The organism is Nostoc mirabile CHAB5784 (assembly GCF_020829645.1).
Classification (GTDB): Bacteria; Cyanobacteriota; Cyanobacteriia; order Cyanobacteriales; family Nostocaceae; genus Nostoc; species Nostoc mirabile.
On record NZ_JAIVFS010000021.1, the window covers coordinates 34,110 to 57,206 of the forward strand.

The 23,097-nt window shown below is 41.8% G+C and carries 23 protein-coding genes and 2 pseudogenes; 12 read left to right on the forward strand and 13 right to left on the reverse strand.

Annotated elements, in window-relative coordinates; translation table 11 throughout:
- Positions 1-3 precede the first annotated feature (3 nt).
- The 4 genes from LC653_RS15705 to LC653_RS15720 all read right to left on the reverse strand — a co-directional run bounded on the left by LC653_RS15705 (position 4) and on the right by LC653_RS15720 (position 3,195).
- Positions 4-1,152 carry a DegT/DnrJ/EryC1/StrS family aminotransferase gene (locus LC653_RS15705; RefSeq protein WP_229495351.1) on the reverse strand — a complete coding sequence of 383 codons (1,149 nt, stop codon included), beginning with the start codon at positions 1,150-1,152 and terminating at the stop codon, positions 4-6.
- Positions 1,127-1,693 carry an acyltransferase gene (locus LC653_RS15710; protein WP_229495352.1) on the reverse strand — a complete coding sequence of 189 codons (567 nt, stop codon included), beginning with the start codon at positions 1,691-1,693 and terminating at the stop codon, positions 1,127-1,129. The genes LC653_RS15705 and LC653_RS15710 overlap by 26 nt, the downstream gene beginning before the upstream one ends.
- Positions 1,694-1,716: 23 nt before the next feature.
- On the reverse strand, positions 1,717-2,664 hold the full coding sequence (locus LC653_RS15715; RefSeq protein WP_229495353.1) for a methyltransferase domain-containing protein: 948 nt from the start codon (positions 2,662-2,664) through the stop codon (positions 1,717-1,719).
- Positions 2,665-2,799: 135 nt separating this feature from the next.
- A complete protein-coding gene (locus tag LC653_RS15720) occupies positions 2,800-3,195 on the reverse strand; it encodes a tetratricopeptide repeat protein (RefSeq protein WP_229495354.1) in 396 nt (131 codons plus the stop codon).
- Positions 3,196-4,082: 887 nt separating this feature from the next.
- Between LC653_RS15720 and LC653_RS15725 the strand changes: the two genes are divergently transcribed.
- Complete coding sequence (locus tag LC653_RS15725; protein WP_012407469.1) at positions 4,083-4,301, forward strand: DUF4327 family protein; 219 nt, start codon at positions 4,083-4,085, stop codon at positions 4,299-4,301.
- Positions 4,302-4,394: 93 nt separating this feature from the next.
- On the opposite strand, the gene LC653_RS15730 is transcribed toward LC653_RS15725, so the two are convergent.
- The 3 genes from LC653_RS15730 to LC653_RS15740 form a co-directional block, all read right to left on the reverse strand.
- On the reverse strand, positions 4,395-5,666 hold the full coding sequence (locus tag LC653_RS15730) for a protein kinase domain-containing protein (RefSeq protein ID WP_229495355.1): 1,272 nt from the start codon (positions 5,664-5,666) through the stop codon (positions 4,395-4,397).
- Positions 5,667-5,806: 140 nt separating this feature from the next.
- Positions 5,807-7,789: a serine/threonine phosphatase gene (locus LC653_RS15735; protein ID WP_229495356.1), complete on the reverse strand. Its 1,983-nt coding sequence runs from the start codon at positions 7,787-7,789 to the stop codon at positions 5,807-5,809.
- Positions 7,790-8,072: 283 nt separating this feature from the next.
- Positions 8,073-8,864, reverse strand: coding sequence for a basic amino acid ABC transporter substrate-binding protein (locus tag LC653_RS15740; RefSeq protein WP_229495357.1), 792 nt, complete (start codon positions 8,862-8,864; stop codon positions 8,073-8,075).
- Between the two features lie 264 nt (positions 8,865-9,128).
- Here LC653_RS15740 and LC653_RS15745 point away from each other — a divergent pair, with 264 nt between their 5' ends.
- A complete protein-coding gene (locus LC653_RS15745) occupies positions 9,129-10,328 on the forward strand; it encodes an aminotransferase-like domain-containing protein (RefSeq protein WP_229495358.1) in 1,200 nt (399 codons plus the stop codon).
- Between the two features lie 186 nt (positions 10,329-10,514).
- On the opposite strand, the gene LC653_RS15750 is transcribed toward LC653_RS15745, so the two are convergent.
- From LC653_RS15750 to LC653_RS15760, 3 genes are all read right to left on the reverse strand, one after another.
- Complete coding sequence (locus LC653_RS15750) at positions 10,515-11,138, reverse strand: J domain-containing protein (protein ID WP_229495359.1); 624 nt, start codon at positions 11,136-11,138, stop codon at positions 10,515-10,517.
- Positions 11,139-11,510: 372 nt separating this feature from the next.
- Positions 11,511-12,122, reverse strand: coding sequence for an ATP-dependent Clp protease proteolytic subunit (locus LC653_RS15755; RefSeq protein WP_229495360.1), 612 nt, complete (start codon positions 12,120-12,122; stop codon positions 11,511-11,513).
- Positions 12,123-12,393: 271 nt separating this feature from the next.
- Complete coding sequence (locus tag LC653_RS15760) at positions 12,394-13,056, reverse strand: ATP-dependent Clp protease proteolytic subunit (protein WP_069072491.1); 663 nt, start codon at positions 13,054-13,056, stop codon at positions 12,394-12,396.
- Positions 13,057-13,294: 238 nt separating this feature from the next.
- On the opposite strand from LC653_RS15760, the gene LC653_RS15765 reads away from it, so the two are divergent.
- The 7 genes and pseudogenes from LC653_RS15765 to LC653_RS15795 form a co-directional block, all read left to right on the forward strand.
- Positions 13,295-14,551 (forward strand): vWA domain-containing protein, encoded by a 1,257-nt coding sequence (locus LC653_RS15765; RefSeq protein ID WP_229495361.1) that lies wholly within the window; start codon positions 13,295-13,297, stop codon positions 14,549-14,551.
- Positions 14,548-15,828 carry a vWA domain-containing protein gene (locus tag LC653_RS15770; protein WP_229495362.1) on the forward strand — a complete coding sequence of 427 codons (1,281 nt, stop codon included), beginning with the start codon at positions 14,548-14,550 and terminating at the stop codon, positions 15,826-15,828. Before LC653_RS15765 ends, LC653_RS15770 begins: the two co-directional genes overlap by 4 nt.
- A 16-nt stretch (positions 15,829-15,844) precedes the next feature.
- Positions 15,845-16,192, forward strand: a complete 348-nt coding sequence (locus tag LC653_RS15775; protein WP_229495363.1) for a hypothetical protein — start codon at positions 15,845-15,847, stop codon at positions 16,190-16,192.
- A gap of 20 nt (positions 16,193-16,212) precedes the next feature.
- A complete protein-coding gene (locus LC653_RS15780; protein WP_229495364.1) occupies positions 16,213-16,617 on the forward strand; it encodes a HEPN domain-containing protein in 405 nt (134 codons plus the stop codon).
- 163 nt (positions 16,618-16,780) lie between these two features.
- The gene (locus LC653_RS15785) at positions 16,781-16,981 is read left to right on the forward strand and encodes a hypothetical protein (protein WP_104905357.1); all 201 of its coding nucleotides are present in this window, start codon (positions 16,781-16,783) and stop codon (positions 16,979-16,981) included.
- Positions 16,978-17,373 (forward strand): type II toxin-antitoxin system VapC family toxin, encoded by a 396-nt coding sequence (locus LC653_RS15790; RefSeq protein WP_229495365.1) that lies wholly within the window; start codon positions 16,978-16,980, stop codon positions 17,371-17,373. Before LC653_RS15785 ends, LC653_RS15790 begins: the two co-directional genes overlap by 4 nt.
- A 1-nt stretch (position 17,374) precedes the next feature.
- A pseudogene (locus tag LC653_RS15795) lies at positions 17,375-17,602 on the forward strand (hypothetical protein); the annotation flags it as partial.
- Positions 17,603-17,718: 116 nt separating this feature from the next.
- On the opposite strand, the gene LC653_RS47330 reads toward LC653_RS15795, so the two are convergent.
- Positions 17,719-17,994 (reverse strand): HNH endonuclease, encoded by a 276-nt coding sequence (locus LC653_RS47330; RefSeq protein ID WP_372478180.1) that lies wholly within the window; start codon positions 17,992-17,994, stop codon positions 17,719-17,721.
- Between the two features lie 35 nt (positions 17,995-18,029).
- Positions 18,030-19,274 carry a DUF262 domain-containing protein gene (locus LC653_RS15800; RefSeq protein WP_229495366.1) on the reverse strand — a complete coding sequence of 415 codons (1,245 nt, stop codon included), beginning with the start codon at positions 19,272-19,274 and terminating at the stop codon, positions 18,030-18,032.
- 1,435 nt (positions 19,275-20,709) lie between these two features.
- Here LC653_RS15800 and LC653_RS15805 point away from each other — a divergent pair.
- Together LC653_RS15805 and LC653_RS48280 are read left to right on the forward strand one after the other, a co-directional pair.
- Positions 20,710-20,871: a PIN domain-containing protein gene (locus LC653_RS15805; protein ID WP_229495367.1), complete on the forward strand. Its 162-nt coding sequence runs from the start codon at positions 20,710-20,712 to the stop codon at positions 20,869-20,871.
- Positions 20,872-20,966: 95 nt separating this feature from the next.
- Positions 20,967-21,065, forward strand: a pseudogene (locus LC653_RS48280) (hypothetical protein); the annotation flags it as partial.
- Between the two features lie 22 nt (positions 21,066-21,087).
- Here LC653_RS48280 and LC653_RS15810 read toward each other — a convergent pair.
- Positions 21,088-21,711 carry a chemotaxis protein CheB gene (locus LC653_RS15810; RefSeq protein ID WP_229495368.1) on the reverse strand — a complete coding sequence of 208 codons (624 nt, stop codon included), beginning with the start codon at positions 21,709-21,711 and terminating at the stop codon, positions 21,088-21,090.
- Positions 21,712-21,957: 246 nt separating this feature from the next.
- Here LC653_RS15810 and LC653_RS15815 point away from each other — a divergent pair, with 246 nt between their 5' ends.
- Entirely contained in the window at positions 21,958-22,647 is a 690-nt protein-coding gene (locus tag LC653_RS15815; protein WP_229495369.1) for a Crp/Fnr family transcriptional regulator, read from the forward strand.
- Positions 22,648-23,097 lie beyond the last annotated feature (450 nt).

Below are 23,097 nucleotides of genomic sequence, written 5' to 3' on the forward strand. Positions count from 1 at the left end.
AATCTATTTTCCTCGAATTTCTAGTAAAATATTACAAATTTTTTCTACTTCATAAGTACTTAACTCACCATACAATGGTAATGATAAAACTTGTTGAGAAATTGCATTCGCTACTGGCAAGTTGACACTGCTTGCTGATGGGAGCTGTTTATAACATGGATAGTCACTACACAAAGGGTAAAAATATTTTCTAGTAAAAATATTGTATTCTTTAAATTTTTCATGGACGTAGTTTCGTGAACATCCAAATATTTCCTGTTCAATCCTAATAACAAAATATTGATAGCTATTGGTGCAATTAGAGTTTTCTGGTAACAGTTTAATTCCTGGCACATATTCTAAACATTCTTTATATTTACTAATCAATGCTTTCCTTTTATTCCTTTCGTCTTCTATATAATTAAGTACAACTAGACCAATAGCTGCCTGAATTTCGTTCATTTTTCCATTTATTCCAGGCATTACTACTTCTTCTTCATTTTTAATACCAAAATTCTTTAAGAAATCGATTCTGGTTTTTAGGTTTGGATCTTTAAACATTAAAGCGCCACCTTCAACAGTATGAAATAGTTTAGTAGCATGAAAGCTCATCATTGATATATCGCCAAAATTCCCAATTCCTACACCATCAATTTCAACGTTAAATGCATGTGCAGCATCATAAATTACCTTTAAACCATATTTATCAGCTATTTCTTGAATTTTGATAACATTGCACGGTGTTCCATACACATGTACGCCCAAAATTGCAGATGTTTGGGGTGTAATCATTGATTCAACTTTATTGGCATCAATATTCATAGTGACTGGATCAATATCACAAAATATGGGTTTGATATTATTCCATGTCAATACATGAGGACTTGCTGGAAAAGTGAAAGGAGTGGTTATAACTTCACCCGCAAGACGTAAGCTTTGACAAGCTGTTATGAGTGCTATTGTTCCATTATTGAATAACGAAAGATATGGAACATTCAGCATATTTACTAGTTTACTTTCAAGTAAAGAATGCTGTGGCCCATTATTAGTTAACCATTTGCTATCCCATATCTCTTGTAATTTTTCAGTAATTCTATCTAAACTTGGCAGAATTGGTCGCGTTACATAAATTGGTTGATCAAAAGGTTCATTTTGAATAGTTATGATTTGCATTATTATTTAAATTTTCCTGTAGAAATTTTTCGTAGTTATTCAAAACACCTATTCTATCTCTTTCTCCTATTTTGCGATTACCAACATATATCCCCCAAGCATCTAGGTTTTTTGTGACAACTGAGCCTGCACCAACTGTAGCCCCTTCGCCAACAGTAACGCCTGGTAAAATAACGCTATTTGCACCAATTACACAAAATTTTCCTATCTGTACAGATTCTCTTTTAGTATTTCTGTATTTTTCATCAATTGTAGGATTGCCAAAACCCCATTCTTGAAAATCATCTGAGCCAGTAAAAATTCTTACACCAGAAGATATACCTGAAAAATCCTCCATTGTAAAACACTCACCTCCCGTTATTGAAGCGAAAGATGCAATATGTACATAACTACCTATTTTAATAGTTTTTTTAGCATATATAAACACAAAATCGTCAATTATTATATTGCTACCAAACTCGATATTTTCTAAACCTATTATCTTTGTATACTTGAAGGTTTTAACACCTGCAATCCTATACTTATCAAAAGATATTTGCATAATATTTTCCATGACATTTCGATTTATTTTCGTGCTTCACATATCAATAAAGAATCATTTCGAGTTTCTCGATTTCTAAGTTCTTTCGTGTCACTACAACCCCATTCAACATCTTTCACATAGATAAATCCAGCCTCATGTAATCGGCGATGTAATTCTTCACTGTCATATAGATACTGATGTCCCCACCATCGAAAGGCAATATTAATCATTTCAGCTCGTGTTTGAATGAACTGATATTCTGGCCATCTAAGCCAGTCTTGGTCTCGCCAATTCTCAGAGGTTGCTTTTTTAAGCAATACATCAAGAGATGGCATAGCTACACGTAAAACGCCTCCAACTTGAAGTACACGATAACACTCATGAAGAAAAAATATACCTTGTTCCACAGGCAAATGTTCTAGCATATGTTCGTGATAGATAATCTGGCAAGAGTTATCTTTAAAAGGCAGTCTATTACTAACATCCCATATTAGGTCAACTGTGTTTAGTGTTGTGTCTATGTCTATATTGAGCCAGCCATCAAATTTGACTTTTCCACAACCAAAATTAAGCTTATATGGTTGAATAAGCTGATCTAATATATTTGTCTTATTTTGGTAGCATTCAAGATTAGTGTCAAAGACAAAACTAGGATCTATTTCCTGGATTTGTTGACGAATTATCCAACTTTTTTGAAAGTTAGTCAAAGTTGCTTGCCTTTGAGCTTCTTTATCTAGAATTTCAATCAATTTTTCTGTCCATTCCGCTTCTTCAGGATCTTCCTGAGCCATAGTTGCCAAAACCCAGGTTGCTTGGGCTTCTTCTGGCCGATCCTGTAGAAGGTAGGCTAGTCCTAAGTAGCAGTAATGTATTATATTGTCAGGCTCAGTTTGTATGGCCTGTTCATAAAAGCTTACAATCTGATCATATTGTCCCTTTAATAGAAATTCTTGGGCTTGCTTTTGCCAATTTAATTCTTCAATTTTCATTTTAGATGAATTAGCCAACCTGTTAGTTTTTAAGCCAAAATCTGTGAATCTTAAAAAGAGTAATTTGTCTAATTGATTAGTTATCTTTTATCTTGCAGGGCAAAAAAGTATGCTTGTTTTTATTGAGCGCCGCTCTTAATCCTTTGGGTTATCTTGCTTCTTAATCTGCTCTAATACAACTTTGTAATCTTGCCGATCAGGGTGCAACTTCACTAACTTCTCCAAAAGTGTCATCGCACCCTTAGCATCTTTCAAGTGCAACCGCACTATAGACAGTTTCTCTAAAGCAAGTTGGTTTTCTGGTTCCCGTTGTAAAACTAGCTCATAACCCCGTGCTTGTTGCTGCAATACTGACTCAGCAGAAGGAGACGCAGTTGCTGGCTTAGGTTGACTAGCCTGTTGGATTGCCGGAATGACTGCAAACACCGTAGAACCAAAAAACGAGAACATCGACACTATCGTTAAAATCTTTTGTCGCCGCTCAATCTGCTTTTTGCGGGAAATTAAATATTCTTCCCCTGAACCAGGCATGTATTAATTATTGCTGTGCTAAATGCTTAGGTATCAGCAACCCTCCCGTTCTGAGGATACCCATCTGCCCAACAGAAACTAACATCTTCGCTAGAAATTTTTTACACAAACTTCAAATGCTGACTCTGGAGACAAGAAAACTTTATGGTGAGCTTATGCTATATCGACAATTTTGCCATGCGATCGCTCCTATCCTTCAAAGCAAAACCCTCCAAGTTTTATTCACTGGACGAAAAATTAAGATTATATAAAGATTTACGATGATTCAGCCTAAAGTCAGATGTTTGCGATATTGTAAATAACGTTTAAATAAAGAGGAACAGTAGATATTTCTACTTAATTGCAAATTTACCTGTCAGTCAAAAACTTTCAAACTAGCCCGTGTCCTATAGTTCTTCAACAAGCACACATATTTTTCGTGATTAAAACAAATAAAATTTTCCCAGTCGTCCTCAGTCACACTACATAGTGCAACCTCCCAGACGACTAATTATTTTGCTCGGCGTCCACAATAGATATCTTACAAAAGGTACTGTTGCACTCTCGTGGTTAAAGGTTACAAGGAAAAAGAAGACGGCCAAAGGTTAAAGGGAAAAGGGGAAACAAAAGCATCCCTTACCCCTTTATCCCTTAATCCTTATTCCCTGAACCTCTGCCCAGCTTCTGCAAAAAGTTTAAGGACTGCTTGGTGAATTTAGAGTTTTGTGGTGGTAATTACCGTACAAAAGCGAATTTACCAGTAATTTAGTAGAGTTTGTTATGGTATAGTTAAAAAGTTAAGACTAGCTTTACCAAAATTACACCACTCTACGATCCGGCAACAATTGCAGAATGGTAAGCAGTTTTAATTAAGTATTTACCAACAAAATCTGAATTCAATCGAGGTTATGACTCAGCAAGTGATTCACCCAATGGTGAAATTGCAGCGCAACGTGCAATCACTCATAGAATCGAACATTATCAAGCCAAGCGATAGCATCTGGAAAATCGCTTTGCTCTACGGTAATGAATGGCAGCACTGGAAACAGGAACTGCTTGACTTTGGCTTTAGTATGCAAGACCCAGTTAGTGAATTGCTAGCTGTAGAAACTTGGGATGAGGAATAGGGAATAGGGAGTAGGGAGTAGGGAATAGGGAATAGGGAATAGGAATTTTTAATATTCACCACTTCCGATTCCCCACTTGCAACTCCCCACTCTCTAAACTTGGCAAGCAGCTAAGGCCGCAGCTAATTCCTTGGCAGTCTGGTGGCGATCGCGTGGCAATGGTTCTGTAACGCGATCAATTACATCTCTTAATTGGGAACTAATAGTGGGAACTTTTGCCACATCAAACCTGAAGTTTCGCCCTCGTTGGCGGTAATACTTGAAAGGGTTTTCGCCTGTGAGCAGAAAAATCAGCGTTGGCCCAATTGCATACAAATCTGATTGAGTTAAAGGTTGTCCTCGTTCTTGTTCAGGAGCGCAGTAACCTTCTGCACCAATACGAGTACCGGGGGCTGTGCCAATTTCCTTAACAGCGCCAAAATCTAGCACCACTATGCGATTTAGTGAACTTCGCACCATCAGGTTAGCGGGTTTTATATCGCGGTGAATCAGTGGAGGCTCTTGGCTATGAAGATATTCTAAAATATCGCAGGTTTGGATCATCCAAGCGATCGCTTGGCTTGGCGTAACTGGGCCAGTGGTATAAACACGTCTCTCTAAATCTTGTCCGTGGATTAGTTCCATTGCCAAGTATTTTTTCCCGCCTTCTACAAAGAAGTCGTAATACTTGGGAATTCCCGGATGGTTAAGGGATTTGAGAGTATACGCCTCTCGCTTAAATAATTCTTGAGCTTTGGCAATTTTTACCATATCAGCATTCATTTGCTTCAACACCAGCAATTGTGGCATACCCGCAACTTGACCAGCCGCATCCCAAGCGAGATAAGTAGTACCCATACCTCCTTGTCCGAGAGTTCGCAACACCTGATAATGGCGAATTTTCTGTTGTACTGAGAGAGGTTGGCCGCAGTGGATGCAAAACAGATTGTTTGGGGAATTGCCTTCATGGGTGCAAGTGTATCTACCTTGGGCTGAATGGAGTGTTGCAACGGCGTTTTCTTCTGTTTCTTGCATTTGTTGCGATCGCACACCAGTTTCTAGTACTGTTACATCCTGAATTTGGAATTGCAGTATTGGGCCTCCCTGTGCCAGTTGCAACAGGGAATTATCCGGTAACGGACTCTGAATCACAAGGACACCGTTGAGAAAAGTCCCATTAGTACCCTGACTAATCAGCCGCCAACCACCGCCATTGTCAGCAGAATCTACTTGTCTAAGTTCTAGATGATGCCGCGAAACTAAACTATCAGTTAAAACAACATGATTATCTGCCGCTCGACCAATCCGAATTATGGAAGAGTTCTCAAAGCACCACTGCTGGAGGGGCGTTTTCTGTTGCGGTTCTAACAGAGTCAGACTAACCACAATACAACCTACAAGTTAAGAGGGAGTGGGGAGTGGGGAGTAGGGAGTAGGGATTAGGGATTAGGGATTAGGTATTAGGAAAATCATTCCCCAGTCCTCATTCCCCATTCCCAATTCCCCATTCCCCACTCCCCATTTTTTTAACTTTCCAAATTTGGGCGTACTTTTGCCCGAACAAGTATACCAGTAATATTGTCGTGACCATTGTGTTGGTTCGCCAAATCAATTAAGTCTGTAACGCCCCGTTCTAAGTTAGCGCCAGAACTAAGTAAGGGTTCTAAGTGAGTCTGCCAATGGGTTTCTATTAAATCATTATCTGATAGACCGTCCGATACCAACAGCAGAAGAGTATCTTCATTGATTTCAAAAAAGCCCACATCGGGATTAATCGAGTTTTCGTCACGAGGCCCCAAAGCTTGGGTGAGTTGGTAGGCATCCGGGCGGGCGTAAGCTATGCTTGTTTCTACTCCGCGCGTAATTTCCCGTTGCCCAACTTCGTGATCTACTGTGACTTGTTCTAGTCCCCGCTTACGCGTCAAGCGATAGAGACGGCTATCTCCCACATGAGCAACTGCTGCTTGAGTGTCTTGAATTAACAGCATTACCAGAGTTGTACCCATGCGCCCAACTCCAGAACGGGCATCTTGTTGATTGAGCTTGTAAATCGCCTCATTCGCTAAAAACACTGCCTCACGAATGCTATCTTCCGTTGGCAGTTGGTTGGTAATCCAGTGTTCTTGAAAGTATTGCCGTAGGGTGTTGACTCCTAACTCACTGGCTATTTCGCCGCCAGCGTGTCCACCCATACCATCACAGAGAATATACAAACCATGCCCTTGCAGGATTCGACTTTTGGGCAACTCCAGCTTTTGAATTTTGGTTTCAATGCCAAAGTAGTCTTCGTTATGATGACGTTGACGCCCCACATCTGTGCGTCCTGCATCTTCTAAGCTACTTAACTGCATCGCCAGCACAACAGTTGGCATATCATCACTTTTGCTAATGATATCTTCCGGCTCATCTGATTGCGGGATAATTGGCACAGCAGTATTTTTCTCCTTTATTGGGGGTAAAGTTGCAGTTCCTAGTGCTTCCAGTTCAAGAGAGATTTCCTCCAAACGCGATCGCAATTGTGCGATCGTCTGAATCTTACCTAGCTCTAAATCCCCCAACATCTGGACTACAGAGCCAAATTGAGTGCGTTGAGACTGCCTAAATAGCGCTTGCCAAACCCGGCCCAAAGCTTGAATGGTTAACGGTTGCTCTGGAATAGCAGATGTTTCGGCTTCGGCATCTTCTGGCGACTCGGTGACAGGCAAAGAATTGGATGATTCCACATACAACCTTTGTAGCGCCAGCGTTTGGTCTTCATCCAATCGCAAATTCGACAAATCTAAAAGGCTTTGACGACAACCTACTGGTTCCAATAATGCCCAAAGTTGGGTCATTTCATAACACCAGTGTAAAATTTTTAACGAACTTGTTGTTTCTTCTTGCCATAAATCGAGTAAAAGCTGCCAATGTGAGCGGTCTTCGATTATGACTACCTGCATATTTTCCTGCTGCCATGCATCGTGAATCGGCGGTATCCCCGGCTGACCTTGGTATTGTAAAGCAATATAAAGTTTAGCAAGGTGAGGAATTCTACTTGCTTCCACTGATGGCGTTAGCAAATCTGATTGCTGACTTGTTAGTATTGCCTCAATGGGTGATATTTGATACGGCTGGCAGTCTAGAACTCTCACACCTACATCAGTAATGGTGGCAGTTTCCGTTTGAGCAGGTAGCGGATCTAACAATTGATAGCGCTTTTGGGAGTCTAATGCAATCTGAGAACTAACGGATAGAGGAGATGATGAAGATATTGCTCTCTCATCTCCCTCTACTCCCACATCTCCTTCATCTTTCTCTACTCCCAAAGCTTTCGCAGTCGTTTCCTGAGCAATAATTGCCCAAAACACTGTTCCACATTCTGTGCCACAGTTATGACAACGTAGTGCATTCACAGGTACATCATCGGTACTGCATTCAGGACAGACCTTGTGGGTCAGGGACGTGCCACAGCTTTGACAAAATTTATTGCTATTGGGGTTTTCAAATTTACACTGAGGGCAAATCAGCATAGTGGAAGTTCCTTTATTCCCGTTCCAAGGTGCTTCTAGCCACTAAGATCCAAGGTGCCACAATTGGCTGTCCCTGACTACAGTAGACCTACAAGAGATTGTAGTTTATCAATGAATTTTGGTGGCAGTATTAATTGTGACGCATATTAGATGAATATTTAATATATTGGCAGGTAATTGCTTATAAATGGGGGAGTGGGGAGTGGGGAGTGGGGAGTGGGGAAGATGAGGGGATAAGGGAGAAAGAAGCAATGCCCAATGCCCAATACTCAATGCTCTATTGTCAAGAATCTGGCAATTGCGGAGGGTCAACGTTAAACCATTTTTGATAAATTTGCTTGTAAGTGCCATTGGATAACAAAGTCGCTATACCTTTGTTAATTGCATCCAGATGGGGGGAGTCTTTAGGTGTAGCAATCCCGTAGTATTCTTCAGTAAGCAGATCGGCAACAACTCTGATGCCTTGGAGTTTGCCATTTTTAATCGCATACAAAGTTGCGAAAGCATCGCTAACGACAGCATCAACATTGCCATTGAGCAAGTCTTGGAAAAATTCTGGTCCAGAATTAAAAGTACTAATTTTGGCGTTGGGAATGGTTTTGGCAAAATCTGCCCCAGTGGAACCAATTTGTACAGCGATTTTTTTACCTTTGAGACTATTGAAGTCTTTAATATTTTGATTGTCTTCGCGGACAGCGATCGCTAGTCCAGCTTTAAAATAAGGTCGTGAAAAAGCAATTGTTTTCAAGCGTTCGGCGGTAATCGTGATTCCGCTAATTGCTGCATCGACTCTTTTAGCTTGCAAAGTCGAGATCATGCCATCAAAGGGCAGACTTTCAAACTGGACTGCAAAACCTGCTACTTTAGCGATCGCATTCATCAAATCAATATCAAAACCTTCCAAGTTACCGCTAGCCCTTTGGATTTCAAAAGGGATAAACGTAGGGTCTGTGGCAACCTTGAGAAGTTTAGCATCTGGGTTAGTAGTGGGATAGAAATTTTTACAGGCAATAATCAGTAGTAGACAGCCTAAGCTTAGAATTAGCTGGTGCCACTTGAGGTTAATTAATTTCACTGTCAGTAATTCCGTTCTATCAGTCAATATTCACGATACTTGTCATCATGTTATAAGGAAGAATACATCCGTCAGCAGCCAGAATCCACCATGAATTCTGGGTGACTAATGAAAGTTTAAGACCCCCACTTTCTTGAAAAGTGATGCTTATGCGGATGCTCGTTCTTCACTATCGCTAACAGCTCAAAAGCTTCCTGCGATCTGACTTTTCGCTAATTGCCTTTTTGTGTGTTCTCTATTCTGACTTCCAATTTTGAACTTCTTATGGCTGCTACTACCCCTGCTTACCGAATTGCTGATTTGTTCGCCGAACGAGCTAGAAATATCGCACCACCAACTTATAGTACAGAGTTAACCAAAATCGCCACTGTCAGCTTTACCTACGGTCTAGCTGACCCAATTCTCTTTCCTCACGCTCACTTGGCTGCTGCAAGTGCTGCTGTGCTGGCAGAAGAGGCTCCGATCGCTCTCAATTACGGCCCACCTTCAGCTCAACTATACGAGCAAATTATCCTCCGCTTGCAGGCTAAAGGAATCACTACCGATCGCGATCGCCTCATCATTGGCTATGGTTCTGGTCAGATTCTGGGCTTGCTACCAGATGTGTTTGTCGAACCTGGTGATGTGGTAATTGTGGAAGGGCCAACCTTCCTGGGAGTAGTTGTTAGATTTGTCCAAGCTGGCGCACGCATAATTAGTATTCCTGTGGATGAGTTGGGCATGGATGTAGATGCCCTAGAAGTAACATTGAGCGACTTGAAGAAGCAGGGCATCCGGCCCCGGTTTATTTACACCATCCCCACCTTTCACAATCCCACTGGCACTACTATGCCGTTATTTCGCCGTAAAAAACTGGTAGCATTAGCGGCTGAATATGGGGTGCTGGTGGTAGAAGACGATGCTTATAGCGATTTGCGCTTCCAAGGAGAAACTGTGCCCTCCCTGGCAACCCTCGACAAGGAGGGGTGGGTATTATATGTAAGTACCTTCTCGAAAATTATTGCGCCTGGTATAAGGTTGGGATGGGCTTGTGGCGATCCAGCGATTATTGAGCGGCTAGCAATGTTCAAAAGTGAGGGGCCTGTAGGGCCATTTGTCAGTCATGTGGTGGCCCGCTATTGTGCCACAGGCAAACTAGATAATCACATTCAGGAGTTAATTGCCTGCTACAAGCATAAGTGCAATTTGTTGTTAGAAGCGATCGCTCACGAGTTTCCCAGTGATATAGTTGCAAAGCGTCCCGATGGCGGCTTCTTCGTTTGGTGTAAATTGCCCTCAGACATTAGCGCCAAAGCACTCCTAATGGCTGCCAGTGAACACGGCATAACTTTTCTGCCAGGGACTCGCTGCTACACCAATGGAGAAGGGGATGATGCTATCAGGTTAGCTTTTAGCTTTCAGCCAACTCAGAAGATTGTTGAGGGAATCGCTACATTAGGAGCAGTGTTGCGCGAATGGCGGTAATTCGTAATTCGTAATTCGTAATTCGTAATTCGTAATTCGTAATTCGTACCTTGTTCCCAGTCTCAGACTGGGAATGCTCTTTGGGAGGCTCCCGGCTCCCGTATCAGTGGCAGCAGGCCAATGAAGACCATTTCCTTTTTAGAACCTGGAAACGAGATTTTGATTTTTAATAAATTTTGTCAATATTTAAAAAATTTGTTCTAAGCGTTGGAAATCGCGCTGCACTTCATACCAGAGACTTTTATTATGGGGGTCTGTCTTCAGAGCTTTTTTGAGATAAATTCTGGCTTTGAGTAGCTGGTTTTGGGAAATTAGCGCCCGTCCCCAAATTTGATAGGCGATCGCTAGCCATTGGCGAACTTCTGCATCTGTTGACAAACGATCTGCTAAAGCTTCCGCCAGGGCGATCGCTTGCGGAAATCGTCTTTCTTGCAAAAATCGCTGCAATTGCTCATAAGTCTTCCACTTCAGCCGTTCTTCTATTTCCAATACATTAGGCGGCTTTGGTTTCCCTGGTTCTTGGCTTGTCACCGTTGTTACTGGTGTTTTCTGCCTATACGTTGCCTTAGCATCATCACGCCCAGATGTTGACACCTGAGTTGAATGTGCCACAGCCTCCTCTGGCAGTACCACCGTCAGCAGGAGTTTGTACGCCTCTGTCAACGCAATAAACTTATCTTTGGCTTTGTTGTCATCTGGGTTGATATCGGGATGATATTGCTGCGCCAATCGTCGGTAAGACGCTTTGATGTCAGCAAAAGAAGCTCCCGATCTCAAACCTAGTAAACGGTAGCAATCTCCAAGATCCATCTTGAGCTATGAGCTATCGAATATCCAGCAAGAGGCTATCAGCTATATGCTTCACGCCTAAACTATTAATAATAAGGGCTAATTTGCTATTTTTAAGTTCAATGTTGACAGTTTGTTTGGGGAAGGGAGTGGGGAGTGGAGACGCGATTAATCGCGTCTGTACAAGAGTTAGGAGTAGAGACGCGATTAATCGGGTCTGTACAGGAATTAGGAGTGGAGACGCGATTAATCGGGTCTGTACAGGAATTAGGAGTGGAGACGCGATTAATCGCGTCTGTACAGGAGTTAGGAGTTACAATTCTTCCCCTGCTCCCCCTGCTCCCCCTGCTCCCCCTGCTCCCCCTGCTTCCTCATCCCCCTACTCCCTACTCCCTATTCCCCTGTTATTACCGAGGTTCGTTCTTCAATCACACGGTCAATTAAACCGTATTGTTTTGCTTCTTCGGCAGACATGAAAAAGTCGCGATCCATATCTTTTTCAATCTTTTCTATAGTCTGACCGGTTTTATCGGCATAAATGCCATTGAGCTGGTGACGAATCCGCAGAATCTCTTTAGCTTCAATTTCGATATCGGTTGCTTGTCCACGGGTGCCACCTGAAGGTTGGTGAATCATAATCCGTGAGTGAGGCAATGCTAGCCGTTTGCCTTTGGTGCCAGCCGCTAGCAGGAAAGACCCCATTGAAGCAGCTAAACCCACGCAAATCGTCACTACATCTGATTTGATATGTTGCATGGTGTCAAAAATAGCCATGCCAGATGTAACCATCCCACCAGGAGAATTGATGTATATATAAATATCTTTACCTGGATCATCTGAGTCCAGATACAGCATTACAGCAATAATCTGATTGGCAATTTCATCATCAATATCTCGCCCTAAGAATATAATCCGTTCCCGGTAAAGGCGATCGTAGATGCTAATCCAATCTGTATATTGTCCTCCGGGCATCCGGTAAGGAACTTTAGGAACGCCTATAGGCATAACTTACTCCGTTTTTAATTAGTCATTAGTCATTGGTCATTGGTCATTGGTCATTGGTCATTGGTCATTGGTCATTGGTCATTAATAATTTTTGGTTATTAACAAAGGACAAAGGACAAAGGACGAATGACAAATTAAATCAGTGAACAGTCAACAGTTATCAGTGATCACGGTTTCAGTGCTCTTATTTGAAAGAGACACTCCTCACACCACTTGTTAGAAGTGGGGGACTCTGACTCCCAATTGACAAAAAATTCTTAACTGATAACTGTTAAAGGACACTGGCAGGGAGTGGGGGATTTGCGAGTTCTTCTTTCTCAAAAACTCGGTCAATCAGCCCGTATTCCTTTGCTTCATAGGGTGTTAAATATAACAGCCGATCCATGTCTTTAGTAATTTTTTCTGGAGGCTGTCCGGTGGTGCGATGTAAGATATCAACTAACGCTCCTTTATTTACCAAAACTTCCCTGGCGCGAATTTGAATATCCGTTGCTTGACCTTGGGCGTAGCTCTTGGGCTGATGCAGGATAATCGAGGAGTGAGGCAAACTAGCGCGGCAACCTTTTGTACCGGCACTGAGTAGCATCGCTGCCATACCCATCGCGGAACCGACGCAGATGGTGTGGATAGGAGGTTTGATATATTTCATGGTGTCAAAGATGGCGAAGGCTTCGGTTTCAAAGCCAATGGGTTCGCCACTGTAACCGGAAGTGCCGGTGGAATTGATATAGATTTTAATCGGTTTTTCGGGGTCGTCGGATTGCAAAAACAGCAATTCGGCCACGATTAATTCCGTGACAGCAGGCACCAGAGGCATCCCAATATAGACAATTCGCTCCTTCAATAAGAGGGAAGGTAAATCTGGCGGTGGTGTCCGGTAGAAGTTATCGCCGTAATATGGGGCTTGAACAGCCTTAATTGGGGAAATGTCCATAGCAACTGATCGCCTGAAACTATGCCGTTAACTGTAATACATCCTAGCGCGATGCCAGCCTGACTTAAGGTGCGGATTTCTCCCTAATGCTAAAGGCGGCTTCGCATCTGCCAATGCTTGGCTTCTAAGATATTCTGATTATATTAGTGTATTTATGTTGGATAGGTTTTCCGTAGAGTTAAAGTGTTGCTTTGAAGTTATTTTTTAATATGTATATCCTGAATAGGGACTTTGAGTTATGAAGGTTAATTTGCAGCCTGCCTTGAATGATGGTAATTTGGACGCAAATCAACTGAACAGTCAACGTCAGTTGGGAATTTCGATTTCAGCGATCGCAGAAAATCAAGACCGCCATGTACCTCTGAATTTATGCTTAATTCTCGATCATAGTGGTTCGATGAGTGGGCGATCGCTAGAAACGGTCAAAAAAGCCGCGAATCGTCTGGTAGATAGACTCAATCCTGGCGATCGCCTCAGTGTTGTAGTTTTTGATCACCGTGCCAAAGTCTTAGTACCCAATCAAAGTGTCGAAGATCCAGAGAAAATCAAACAGCAAATTAATCGCCTCGCCGCCGATGGTGGAACTGCGATTGACGAAGGACTGCGCTTAGGCATTGAAGAGTTGGCAAAGGGCAAAAAAGATACTGTTTCCCAAGCTTTTTTATTAACCGACGGTGAAAATGAACACGGTGATAATAATCGCTGTTTAAAATTCGCTCAATTGGCTGCTAGCTATAATTTGACTTTAAACACTTTGGGATTTGGTGACAATTGGAACCAAGATGTTTTAGAAAAAATTGCTGATGCTGGCTTAGGTACTTTATCTTATATTCAAAAACCCGAACAGGCAGTGGAAGAGTTTAATCGCCTGTTTAGCCGTATTCAAACCGTGGGATTGACTAATGCTTATCTGTTATTCTCCCTCATGCCCAATGTCCGGCTAGCAGAACTTAAACCTGTCGCCCAAGTTTCCCCAGACACAATTGAGTTACCACTGCAACAAGAAGCTGATGGACGTTTCGCTGTGCGGTTGGGAGATTTAATGAAAGATGCAGAACGGGTAATCTTAGCTAATATTTATTTGGGACAATTGCCAACAGGTGAACAAGCGATCGCTAATGTGCAAGTCCGCTACGATGACCCAGCCGCCAACAAAGTAGGTTTAGTTACACCAAATATCCCCGTTTATGCCCATGTAGTCAAAAATTACCAAGCAGACCCAAATCCCCAGGTGCAACACTCTATTTTGGCATTAGCGAAGTATCGCCAAACCCAGCTAGCCGAAACAAAATTGCAACAAGGCGATCGCTCTGGTGCAGCGACAATGTTACAAACGGCTGCTAAAACTGCCTTGCAAATGGGAGATACTGGGGCGGCGACGGTGTTGCAAACTTCTGCTACCCAGCTGCAATCTGGTGGAGATTTATCCGAAAGCGATCGCAAGAAAACCCGGATTGTCTCTAAAACAGTTTTGCAAGATACCCCTCCGCAATGAAAGTTAAATTGCTCTCGGCGTTAAATGACAATAATGTTGATGTGGCTAAAACTTGTAGCCAACGTCAACTAGCAATGACCATTTTTGCAATCGCTGATGAGTTTGACCAAAATCTCCCCCTTAATCTCTGCTTGATTTTGGATAGAAGTGGTTCCATGCATGGACAACCAATTAAAACGGTGATCCAGGCTGTGGAAGGATTAATAGATCGGTTGAAAGTAGGCGATCGCATCTCAGTTGTGGCTTTTTCCGGTTCTGCGGAAGTCATTATCCCTAACCAAGCGATCAAAGACCTCGAAAGCATCAAATCTCAAATTAAAAGCAAACTCAGCGCTAGCGGCGGCACTGCGATCGCTGAGGGTTTGGAACTGGGAATTACAGAACTGATGAAGGGGACAAGAGGCGCTGTTTCCCAAGCGTTTCTGCTTACAGATGGGCATGGTGATAGCGGTTTGCGGATTTGGAAGTGGGATATTGGGCGAGATGACAACAAACGGTGTGTTCAACTTGCACAAAAGGCTGCCAAGCTGAACCTGACTATCAATACTTTCGGATTTGGTAATAGCTGGAATCAGGATTTGCTAGAAAAAATTGCCGATGTTGGTGGTGGGACTTTAGCCCATATCGAACATCCTGAACAAGCTGTGGAGCAGTTTAGCCGATTGTTTGGGCGGATTCAATCGATTGGGCTAACTAATGCCTACTTGCTGTTATCTCTAGTGCCCAATGTCCGATTAGCAGAATTGAAACCCATTGCCCAAGTTGCCCCAGACACAATTGAGTTACCAGTAGAACCGGAAGCTGATGGTAGCTTTGCTGTACGTTTGGGAGATTTGATGCAAGATGTAGAACGGGTAGTTTTGGCGAACATTTATCTGGGACAATTGCCAGAAGGTAAACAAGCGATCGCTCACCTGCAAATTCGTTATGATGACCCGTTGGTTAACGAACAAGGTTTACTTTCGCCCCTCGTGTTAGTGTATGCAGATGTAATGCGGGCGTATCAACCAAATTCTAATCCCCAAGTGCAGCAGTCTATTTTAGCATTAGCGAAGTATCGGCAAACCCAGTTAGCCGAGGCGAAATTGCAACAAGGCGATCGCACTGGTGCAGCCACAATGCTACAAACAGCAGCTAAAACTGCTTTACAAATAGGAGATAAAGGGGCAGCAACAGTGTTGCAAACCTCAGCCACTCGCCTGCAAGCTGGAGAAGAACTTTCTGAAGCAGACCTCAAGAAAACTAGAATTGTATCAAAGACCGTTTTACAGGAATAGATAATTCATAAGTTTTATGAAAACTACTGATATATCTCATTACTTCAACAAAATCTCCAAATTCTACACTATAGAAAACATTGTTGATATACTAAATTTCTTGCGAAAGCATCCAAACCTGGTAGATGTATTACTCAAGGCTCACCTAGAAATCAGAAAGTATTTTACATCCGAGAAGTTACGATTAAAGTTGTCTGTTGATCCTGAATCTCCTCAATGGGAGAAACTAGTACTTTCTATCTATACCAGCCCAGAATCTATTGATGAAGCTTTAAATAAACTAGACGAGTTCGATCAAAAATGGTGGATAGAAGCTTCATTAGAAGTTGCTGTAAATCTTTGTATCAATTTGGAATTTGAATGAAATTCGACTGGTCAAGTTATTTGGAACTTGCACAAACTCTATTTGATGAAGTAACTAATTCCTTAGGACAGACAAATAGTTCATCGATCAATGAAGCAAAGATACGCTCTTCTATCAGTAGAGCGTATTATTCAGCTTTTTGCTTAGTTAGAAACTACTTACGTGATATTGAAGGATACAGTAATTTAAAGACTGATAAGATTGGTATACATGAATACGTAATCAAAGAGTTAGAAAGTAGTAAAAATGCAGATAGAAGATATTTAGGACAATGTTTATCTCGTCTACGTGGATTGAGGAATGAAGTTGATTATGAAGATTATATAGCTTCTAATCTTCTCATTCCTAAGGCAAAGCAAACTTTGAAGGATGCTAATAAGGTTATTGAATTATTAAATAAATTGACTAGTAGTCAAAAACCATAGAAGCTTTTATTAAAAAATAACTGCATAGTATTTATGAAAATTACTGGTATTCATCATATTGCTATTATTTGTTCTGACACTCTCCCTAGAGGGTGAGCCATAATGAACGAAGTTGAAACCCTCGCCAAACTTATTGATTAACAACCACCGAAGAGTTTGACTTATGCTGATCCAAAAGATTGTCCAAGAATTGCAAGACATCCCTGAAGACAAACTAGCAGAACTTTATGACCTAATTCACTACTTTCGACTAGGTTTAAGTCAAGAACGTACACAACCCCGCACCCCTGGTTTATTGAAAGGACAACTCGGCGATGCTTTCTTTGAACCACTACCAGAAGATGAACTCCAGCAATGGGAATGAGCTACCTCATCGACACCCATATCCTGCTGTGGTGGCTCTTTGACGACCCAAAACTCCACACTGACTGCCGAGACATCATTCGCAACCCAGATCATCGGATTATTGTCAGTAGTGCTTCTGCTTGGGAAATTGCCACTAAATACCGCATGGGTAAACTACCCGAAGCCAAACAACTCGTTGAGCAATATTTACAGATATTGCATCAGGCTAAATTTATTGAACTTGCCATCACCACAACCCATGCGCTTAGAGCAGGAAGCCTACCGATTGCCCATCGAGATCCCTTTGATCGCATGATCATGGCTCAGGCTGAACTCGAAAGTTTACCTATAATCACCTACGACAAAGCCTTCCAGACTGGACTGATTCAGGTAATTCCCGACCTCCGGTAAAGCGAAGTATTGCCAAACCCAGTTAGCTGAGGCGAAATTGCAACAAGGCGATCGCACTGGTGCAGCCACGATGCTACAAACAGCAGCTAAAACTGCTTTACAAATTGGAGATAAAGGTGCAGCGACAGTGTTGCAAACTTCCGCCACTCGCCTGCAAGCTGGAGAAGAACTTTCTGAAGCAGACCTCAAGAAAACTAGGATTGTATCAAAGACTGTTTTACAGGAATAGTAATCCAGCGTTGCTGATTAACGGTATGAAAGTTTCGCACCAAGACGTAAAGGGAGAAAAAATATTTCATCCCTCAATCGAGCAACACCCTAAATAGAGTAACTAGAGCGATATGCCTAAAATAGCTTGTTGCTTTTTAACAAGTTACATGGGCCACACCGCAAGGTTAAGTTTTCCCATACAGTTAAACCTCCTCTAGACCGTGGAATAATGTGATCACCGTGTAACTTTTGAAACCCAGATATACCAGAAAAAATCTTTTTACAGTCTAAACAAACATATCCACCTTTGTTAAAGTCATAATTTCTACGAAAGTACGACTCTTTCCAATTTCTTGGAAAAACAGGAGCGTGTGGATCACATGGAGTAAGATTGGGTGGCAAAGAAGTCATGAACACTTGGCATTTAGCAGAACTGATAGCTTATCTCATCTGTACTTATAGCGTTCAATAATACGTGATAAAAGCGTTACAGCCATATCACATTGAGCCTTCTGACCTTTTCTACCACCCCAACGACCTTTTTGCTCTGGATATCCACCCAGATCCTTAAGCCATTGTTCACCAGCAGTACGTGGTGCTTTTAGAAACTGTGCGATCGCGTCCCAAGCATCATAACTTAATTTATCCAAAGGAACTTTTAGCTCAACAGCGGCAGCAATCATTAATGCTGTCTGTTTGTACTTATCTACACTAATTCCAGCCAAGCCATAATTGAGGATAAATCCAATCCATTTAGCAAAGTGATCAAAGTCTTCTTCCATACCCCTTCCACAAGTAGGAAAAACATCAGTACCACCATGTAGATCAGTATATTGTAATTGGGCACAGTATATATCCAGTGCTTCTTCTGTTGTTCCACGAAAACTGACTGGAAGATGCTTCATTGAACTGGCATTTAAAAGTAGAGAATTAAGTCCTTCTCTATGAACAAGAATAAGATACCAGAGAAACATTTCTGATGGCGTCTGTCCTTTAGCTAGTGCTTTGCCCTCCCACCAATCTCGCCAACTATTAGAAGCTTCAATATTTTTTGCCCAAGGATCATCTACCCCTTTTTTAGCGGCTGACTCAATCATACGATTTGCAGATGCATTGTTTGCATATATTCCTGCTAGACGTACAAGATAGACAGATTTTGATTCACTATAGTAAGAAAGTCGGATATCCTGTGCAGTTAAAGGTGTTCCTCCTTCATTAATACGGCGAAATATCTCTAGTTTAGTTCCGAGTTCTAAATTATCAGGAAGAGAAATAATCGTCAGAGGATAATCATTGAAAACGTTTTGTAAACTTGGTGAAAGCTGATTGAATTTCTTGCCTACATACTGGGTACTTTGTGGACTAAGGTAAACAATTCCTTCATCTGAACTTATACTGAACTCATTGTTGGAATATTTGAGAATTGTGCTTAGTCTTTGTTGTCCATCCACAACCTCAATTGCTCCGTCTGAACCATCTGCAAAGAAAAAAGCTGGGATGGTGAGGTTGTTCAATAGTGATTCTATAAATAGAGACTCTTTCCGAGCATTCCACTGTTCGGCATCTCTTTGATAATCAGGGATAATTAACCGTTTACTGCGAAGACGCCCAACAATGGTTTCTACGTTTGTACTTTCCGCACGAGTTTTTCTAGTAACTATTGGTACACCAGAAGGAGTAGACTCTGACATATTGGTAGGTTTTTTATAAAGTTAAAATCACAAAAAGACTTGTTTTTTTTGAAGTCCCTATATTGGTTGCATTTGCACCTATAGAAATCTGGCATGAATCTTGCTAGGTATACTGAAGCTCTGATCTTCATCAGTCAAAGTTATCAGCATCTAGCTTTTCAAAGATACCGAATTTAATCCAGCAGCAAAACACGGCTCAAATATAACACAGTCGAAACCTTAGTGTAAGAAGTAATGTGACAATTGGTGTTTTCAAAGTGGTGGAAACTCCTACTAAGAATCAACTTGCAGGTGGCACTTAGATAGTTTAATAAAATAGGGTTAAGTAAAGTTCTTGCCTAGTTTTACTGAATGTTTGCCTTTCCAATTAGTGGGTTGCAAAAAAAGTAAACAGTACTGTCTACCGCAAAACCTTATTCATACAATGGAGTAGTAGTAGTTTGAGTAATGTGTTCAGCTTTAGTTTGCAATTGTTTGGTTCATGACTTCAAAACCTTGGCGAACTTTAATATTTAACCAACGAGCCAGCAGAAACACCAGTAAGCCTTTAAAAGATTCTTGTAGAATGAAGCGATCGCAAGCTTTCGGCTCAACAATACACCAAAATCAATGCGTGAATTACTTAAATAAACAAGCAAACTGGGGTTTGAGAAAGTAAGAGCTGCTTTTACTTGCGGAAAACACCAAAATGAGAAAGCAAACTGGGGTTTGAGAAAGTAAGAGCTGCTTTTACTTGCAGAAAACACTAAAATGAGAAAGCAAACTGGGGTTTGAGAAAGTAAGAGCTGCTTTTGCTTGCGGAAAACACTGAAATGAGAAAGCAAACTGGGGTTTGAGAAAGTAAAATGTCATTTTGAGAAAGCAATATGCCTTTTTGCTTATTGAATATGAAGTTTTGAGAAAGCAATAAGCCTTTTTGCTGATTAAATATGAATTTTAGTTAAATATGCGATCGCCTCTGGATTGCAACTTCTCAGCAAAGACGAAATTGAACTTGAACTTGCTGCACGTCGAGGTGGATTCCGTGAGTCGTAAGAAAACATACATAGACTCTGGTGTACTGATCAGCGCTTTCTGTGGCATTCAGTCAGTCAGCATCAGAGCGAATCAAATTCTTAACGATGAAAATCTGGAGTTTGCTTCAAGTAGCAATGTTTCAGTTAGAGGATGTTTTAAAAGTATTTGGCTGTATCTTTGCACTTATTGATCCCCCCTAACCCCCCGATAAATTGGGGGGAACCGGAATCAAAGTCCCCCAATTTATCGGGGGATTTAGGAGGATCTAGAACGTTTTGATACCTACAATAGGACTTTTAAAACATCCTCTTAGAAGTCTTGCCTAAAGCAACTTTTAACCAGCAACAAGGGCGTTGCAGAATTTTACGAAACATTTTTTAGTGCTGTCATCCACTGGGCAACTGACTTAGAGCAAATTATGCAGAATGCTTCTCAAATTGCCTGTACTTACGGTTTAGCTGCGATGGATGCACTTCATGTGGCGGCTGCTCTGCAAATTAAAGCTGATCAACTGATCACCACTGAAAAGCCAACTAAACCAATGCATCGAGTAACAGAAATCCAGATTATTTCAATATAAAGCGATCGCTCACAACTAAAAGCTCCGCAGCAAACAAGCCAATTTAGGAAGTCGAATGCCATTTTGCTTGCGGAAAACACTAAAACTTGATGAACTCAGCAAAGTATTGCCAAACCCAGTTAGCTGAGGCGAAATTGCAACAAGGCGATCGCACTGGTGCAGCCACAATGCTGCAAACAGCAGCCAAAACTGCCTATTTAATTAATAAATTACCCTTTATGCTACTAATTCCTTCATTACCAGGCTGCTCAAGCTCTTGGCAATCGCCTCTGGATTCAGAACGAAATCTACTTTCCCGGTGTCAATAGCTGCTGAAGGCATATCGAAGTACTCAGAAGTAGTTTCATCTTGAGCAATCGTCGTACCACCATACTTTTTGATTGCCATCACTCCTAAAGCACCATCTCTGCCAAACCCACTTAGGACAACAGCAATTGCCCGCATTCCATAATTAAGTCCTACTGACATGAATAGTTTATCCACTGAGGGGCGAACAAAGTTCATCTTTGGCGACTCTAACAGAGACAGCTTACCGTTAGCACCGACTATTAAGTGCCGATCTGGAACATAAGTATAAACTGTCCCTGGACGTATTATCTCCCCTGATTTTGCCTGCTCTACCCGCAACGCTGTGTGGCGGCTGAGGATATGTGCCAGACGACTAGGGTAGAAAGGATTCATGTGCTGAACTACAATAATCGCCGCCGGGAAATCTGCTGGTAAAGCCGACAAAATTTGGATGATTGGTTTTTGCCCGCCCGCAGAAGCTCCGATCGCTACTATGTTATAGGCAATATTGGGGAAGTGTGACAGAATTCGGTGTCGTTGTTGTAACGCCATTTTTTCTTTGCAAATGTTTAGCGCTCAGTAGCGATCGTCTAATTAGTGCTATAGCAGTCTGACAAGTTACTCTGCTATGTTAGCTAACTAACATATAATTATTCTATGTTATTTAGACAACAAATATAAACTATTGACAATAGATAAACCTTTTGCTAGAGGTTCTTGATTGCTGCCAGTTATTTAATAGAGATAAGACTGGCTTAAACAGCTTCGTGCTATCTCTGTTTCAAAAATCCTGCACTTGTGAAAAACCAACTTCTAGCTGCTCTACCTTCTGAAGAATACTCTCGTCTTGTTGCTTATATGGAGGTTGTGCCGCTAGAGTTAAAGCAACACCTTTACCTACGTAACCAACCAATTGAGTACGTCTATTTTCTCAACTACGGCGTAGCCTCTATGCTCACCGTTTTGACGGACGGTTCGGCAATCGAAGTGGCTACGGTGGGCAATGAAGGAATGGTGGGTCTTCCAGTATTCTTGGGAGCCGATAGGATTCCGGGCGAGTGTTTTATACAAGTCCCTGGCTCTGGTTTGAGGATGAGAGTAGATGCATTTAAAACTCATGTCACCGCAACTAGTCCGTTGCACGATCTGCTCCAACGATACACGCAAGCGCTATTTAATCAAATCGCCCAATCAGCTGCGTGTAACCGCCTGCACTCAATAGAACAGCGATTGTGCCGTTGGCTGCTGATGACTGCCGATCGAGTAGAGACAGGCACTTTTCCACTCACTCAAGAATTTCTCAGCAAAATGCTAGGTGTGAATCGCTCCAGTGTTAGCCTTAGTGCCTCTATTCTTCAGAAGGCGGGGCTAATCGAGTATATTCGTGGGCAAATGACTATCCTTGACCGCTCAGGTTTAGAAGCTACCACCTGCGAGTGTTACCAAGTTGTCAGGGCGGAGTTTGAGCGTTTGCTTAACAACAATTAAGGTTATTGGTTTCATCTTTTAAAACATTCTTGCTGAGTGAAGCGATCGCGACGCCGATAGCGAACGCGAGTGCGTCTCGTAGAGAACGTCATAGCCCGTCGTAGACATCGCAAGCTTTCGGCTCAACGATACACCAAAATTAATGCGTGAATTACTTAAATAAACAAGCAAACTGGGGTTTGAGAAAGTAAAAGCTCTTTTTACTTGCGGAAAACACCAAAATGAGAAAGCAAACTGGGGTTTGAGAAAGTAAAAGCTCTTTTTACTTGCGGAAAACACCAAAATGAGAAAGCAAACTGGGGTTTGAGAAAGTAAAAGCTTCTTTTACTTGCGGAAAACACTAAAATGAGAAAGCAAACTGGGGTTTGAGAAAGTAAAATGTCATTTTGAGAAAGCAATATGCCTTTTTGCTTATTAAATATGAAGTTTTGAGAAAGCAATATGCCTTTT

Coding starts and splice junctions, on each gene's coding strand:
- LC653_RS15775 (WP_229495363.1), top strand. CDS start 15,845: ATGAAAACTACTGATATATCTCATTACTTCAACAAAATCTCCAAATTC.
- LC653_RS15710 (WP_229495352.1), bottom strand. CDS start 1,693: ATGCAAATATCTTTTGATAAGTATAGGATTGCAGGTGTTAAAACCTTC.
- LC653_RS15745 (WP_229495358.1), top strand. CDS start 9,129: ATGGCTGCTACTACCCCTGCTTACCGAATTGCTGATTTGTTCGCCGAA.
- LC653_RS15735 (WP_229495356.1), bottom strand. CDS start 7,789: ATGCTGATTTGCCCTCAGTGTAAATTTGAAAACCCCAATAGCAATAAA.
- LC653_RS15750 (WP_229495359.1), bottom strand. CDS start 11,138: ATGGATCTTGGAGATTGCTACCGTTTACTAGGTTTGAGATCGGGAGCT.
- LC653_RS15725 (WP_012407469.1), top strand. CDS start 4,083: ATGACTCAGCAAGTGATTCACCCAATGGTGAAATTGCAGCGCAACGTG.
- LC653_RS15790 (WP_229495365.1), top strand. CDS start 16,978: ATGAGCTACCTCATCGACACCCATATCCTGCTGTGGTGGCTCTTTGAC.
- LC653_RS15755 (WP_229495360.1), bottom strand. CDS start 12,122: ATGCCTATAGGCGTTCCTAAAGTTCCTTACCGGATGCCCGGAGGACAA.
- LC653_RS15705 (WP_229495351.1), bottom strand. CDS start 1,152: ATGCAAATCATAACTATTCAAAATGAACCTTTTGATCAACCAATTTAT.
- LC653_RS15800 (WP_229495366.1), bottom strand. CDS start 19,274: ATGTCAGAGTCTACTCCTTCTGGTGTACCAATAGTTACTAGAAAAACT.
- LC653_RS15805 (WP_229495367.1), top strand. CDS start 20,710: ATGCAGAATGCTTCTCAAATTGCCTGTACTTACGGTTTAGCTGCGATG.
- LC653_RS15810 (WP_229495368.1), bottom strand. CDS start 21,711: ATGGCGTTACAACAACGACACCGAATTCTGTCACACTTCCCCAATATT.
- LC653_RS15720 (WP_229495354.1), bottom strand. CDS start 3,195: ATGCCTGGTTCAGGGGAAGAATATTTAATTTCCCGCAAAAAGCAGATT.
- LC653_RS15770 (WP_229495362.1), top strand. CDS start 14,548: ATGAAAGTTAAATTGCTCTCGGCGTTAAATGACAATAATGTTGATGTG.
- LC653_RS47330 (WP_372478180.1), bottom strand. CDS start 17,994: ATGACTTCTTTGCCACCCAATCTTACTCCATGTGATCCACACGCTCCT.
- LC653_RS15785 (WP_104905357.1), top strand. CDS start 16,781: ATGCTGATCCAAAAGATTGTCCAAGAATTGCAAGACATCCCTGAAGAC.
- LC653_RS15715 (WP_229495353.1), bottom strand. CDS start 2,664: ATGAAAATTGAAGAATTAAATTGGCAAAAGCAAGCCCAAGAATTTCTA.
- LC653_RS15765 (WP_229495361.1), top strand. CDS start 13,295: ATGAAGGTTAATTTGCAGCCTGCCTTGAATGATGGTAATTTGGACGCA.
- LC653_RS15760 (WP_069072491.1), bottom strand. CDS start 13,056: ATGGACATTTCCCCAATTAAGGCTGTTCAAGCCCCATATTACGGCGAT.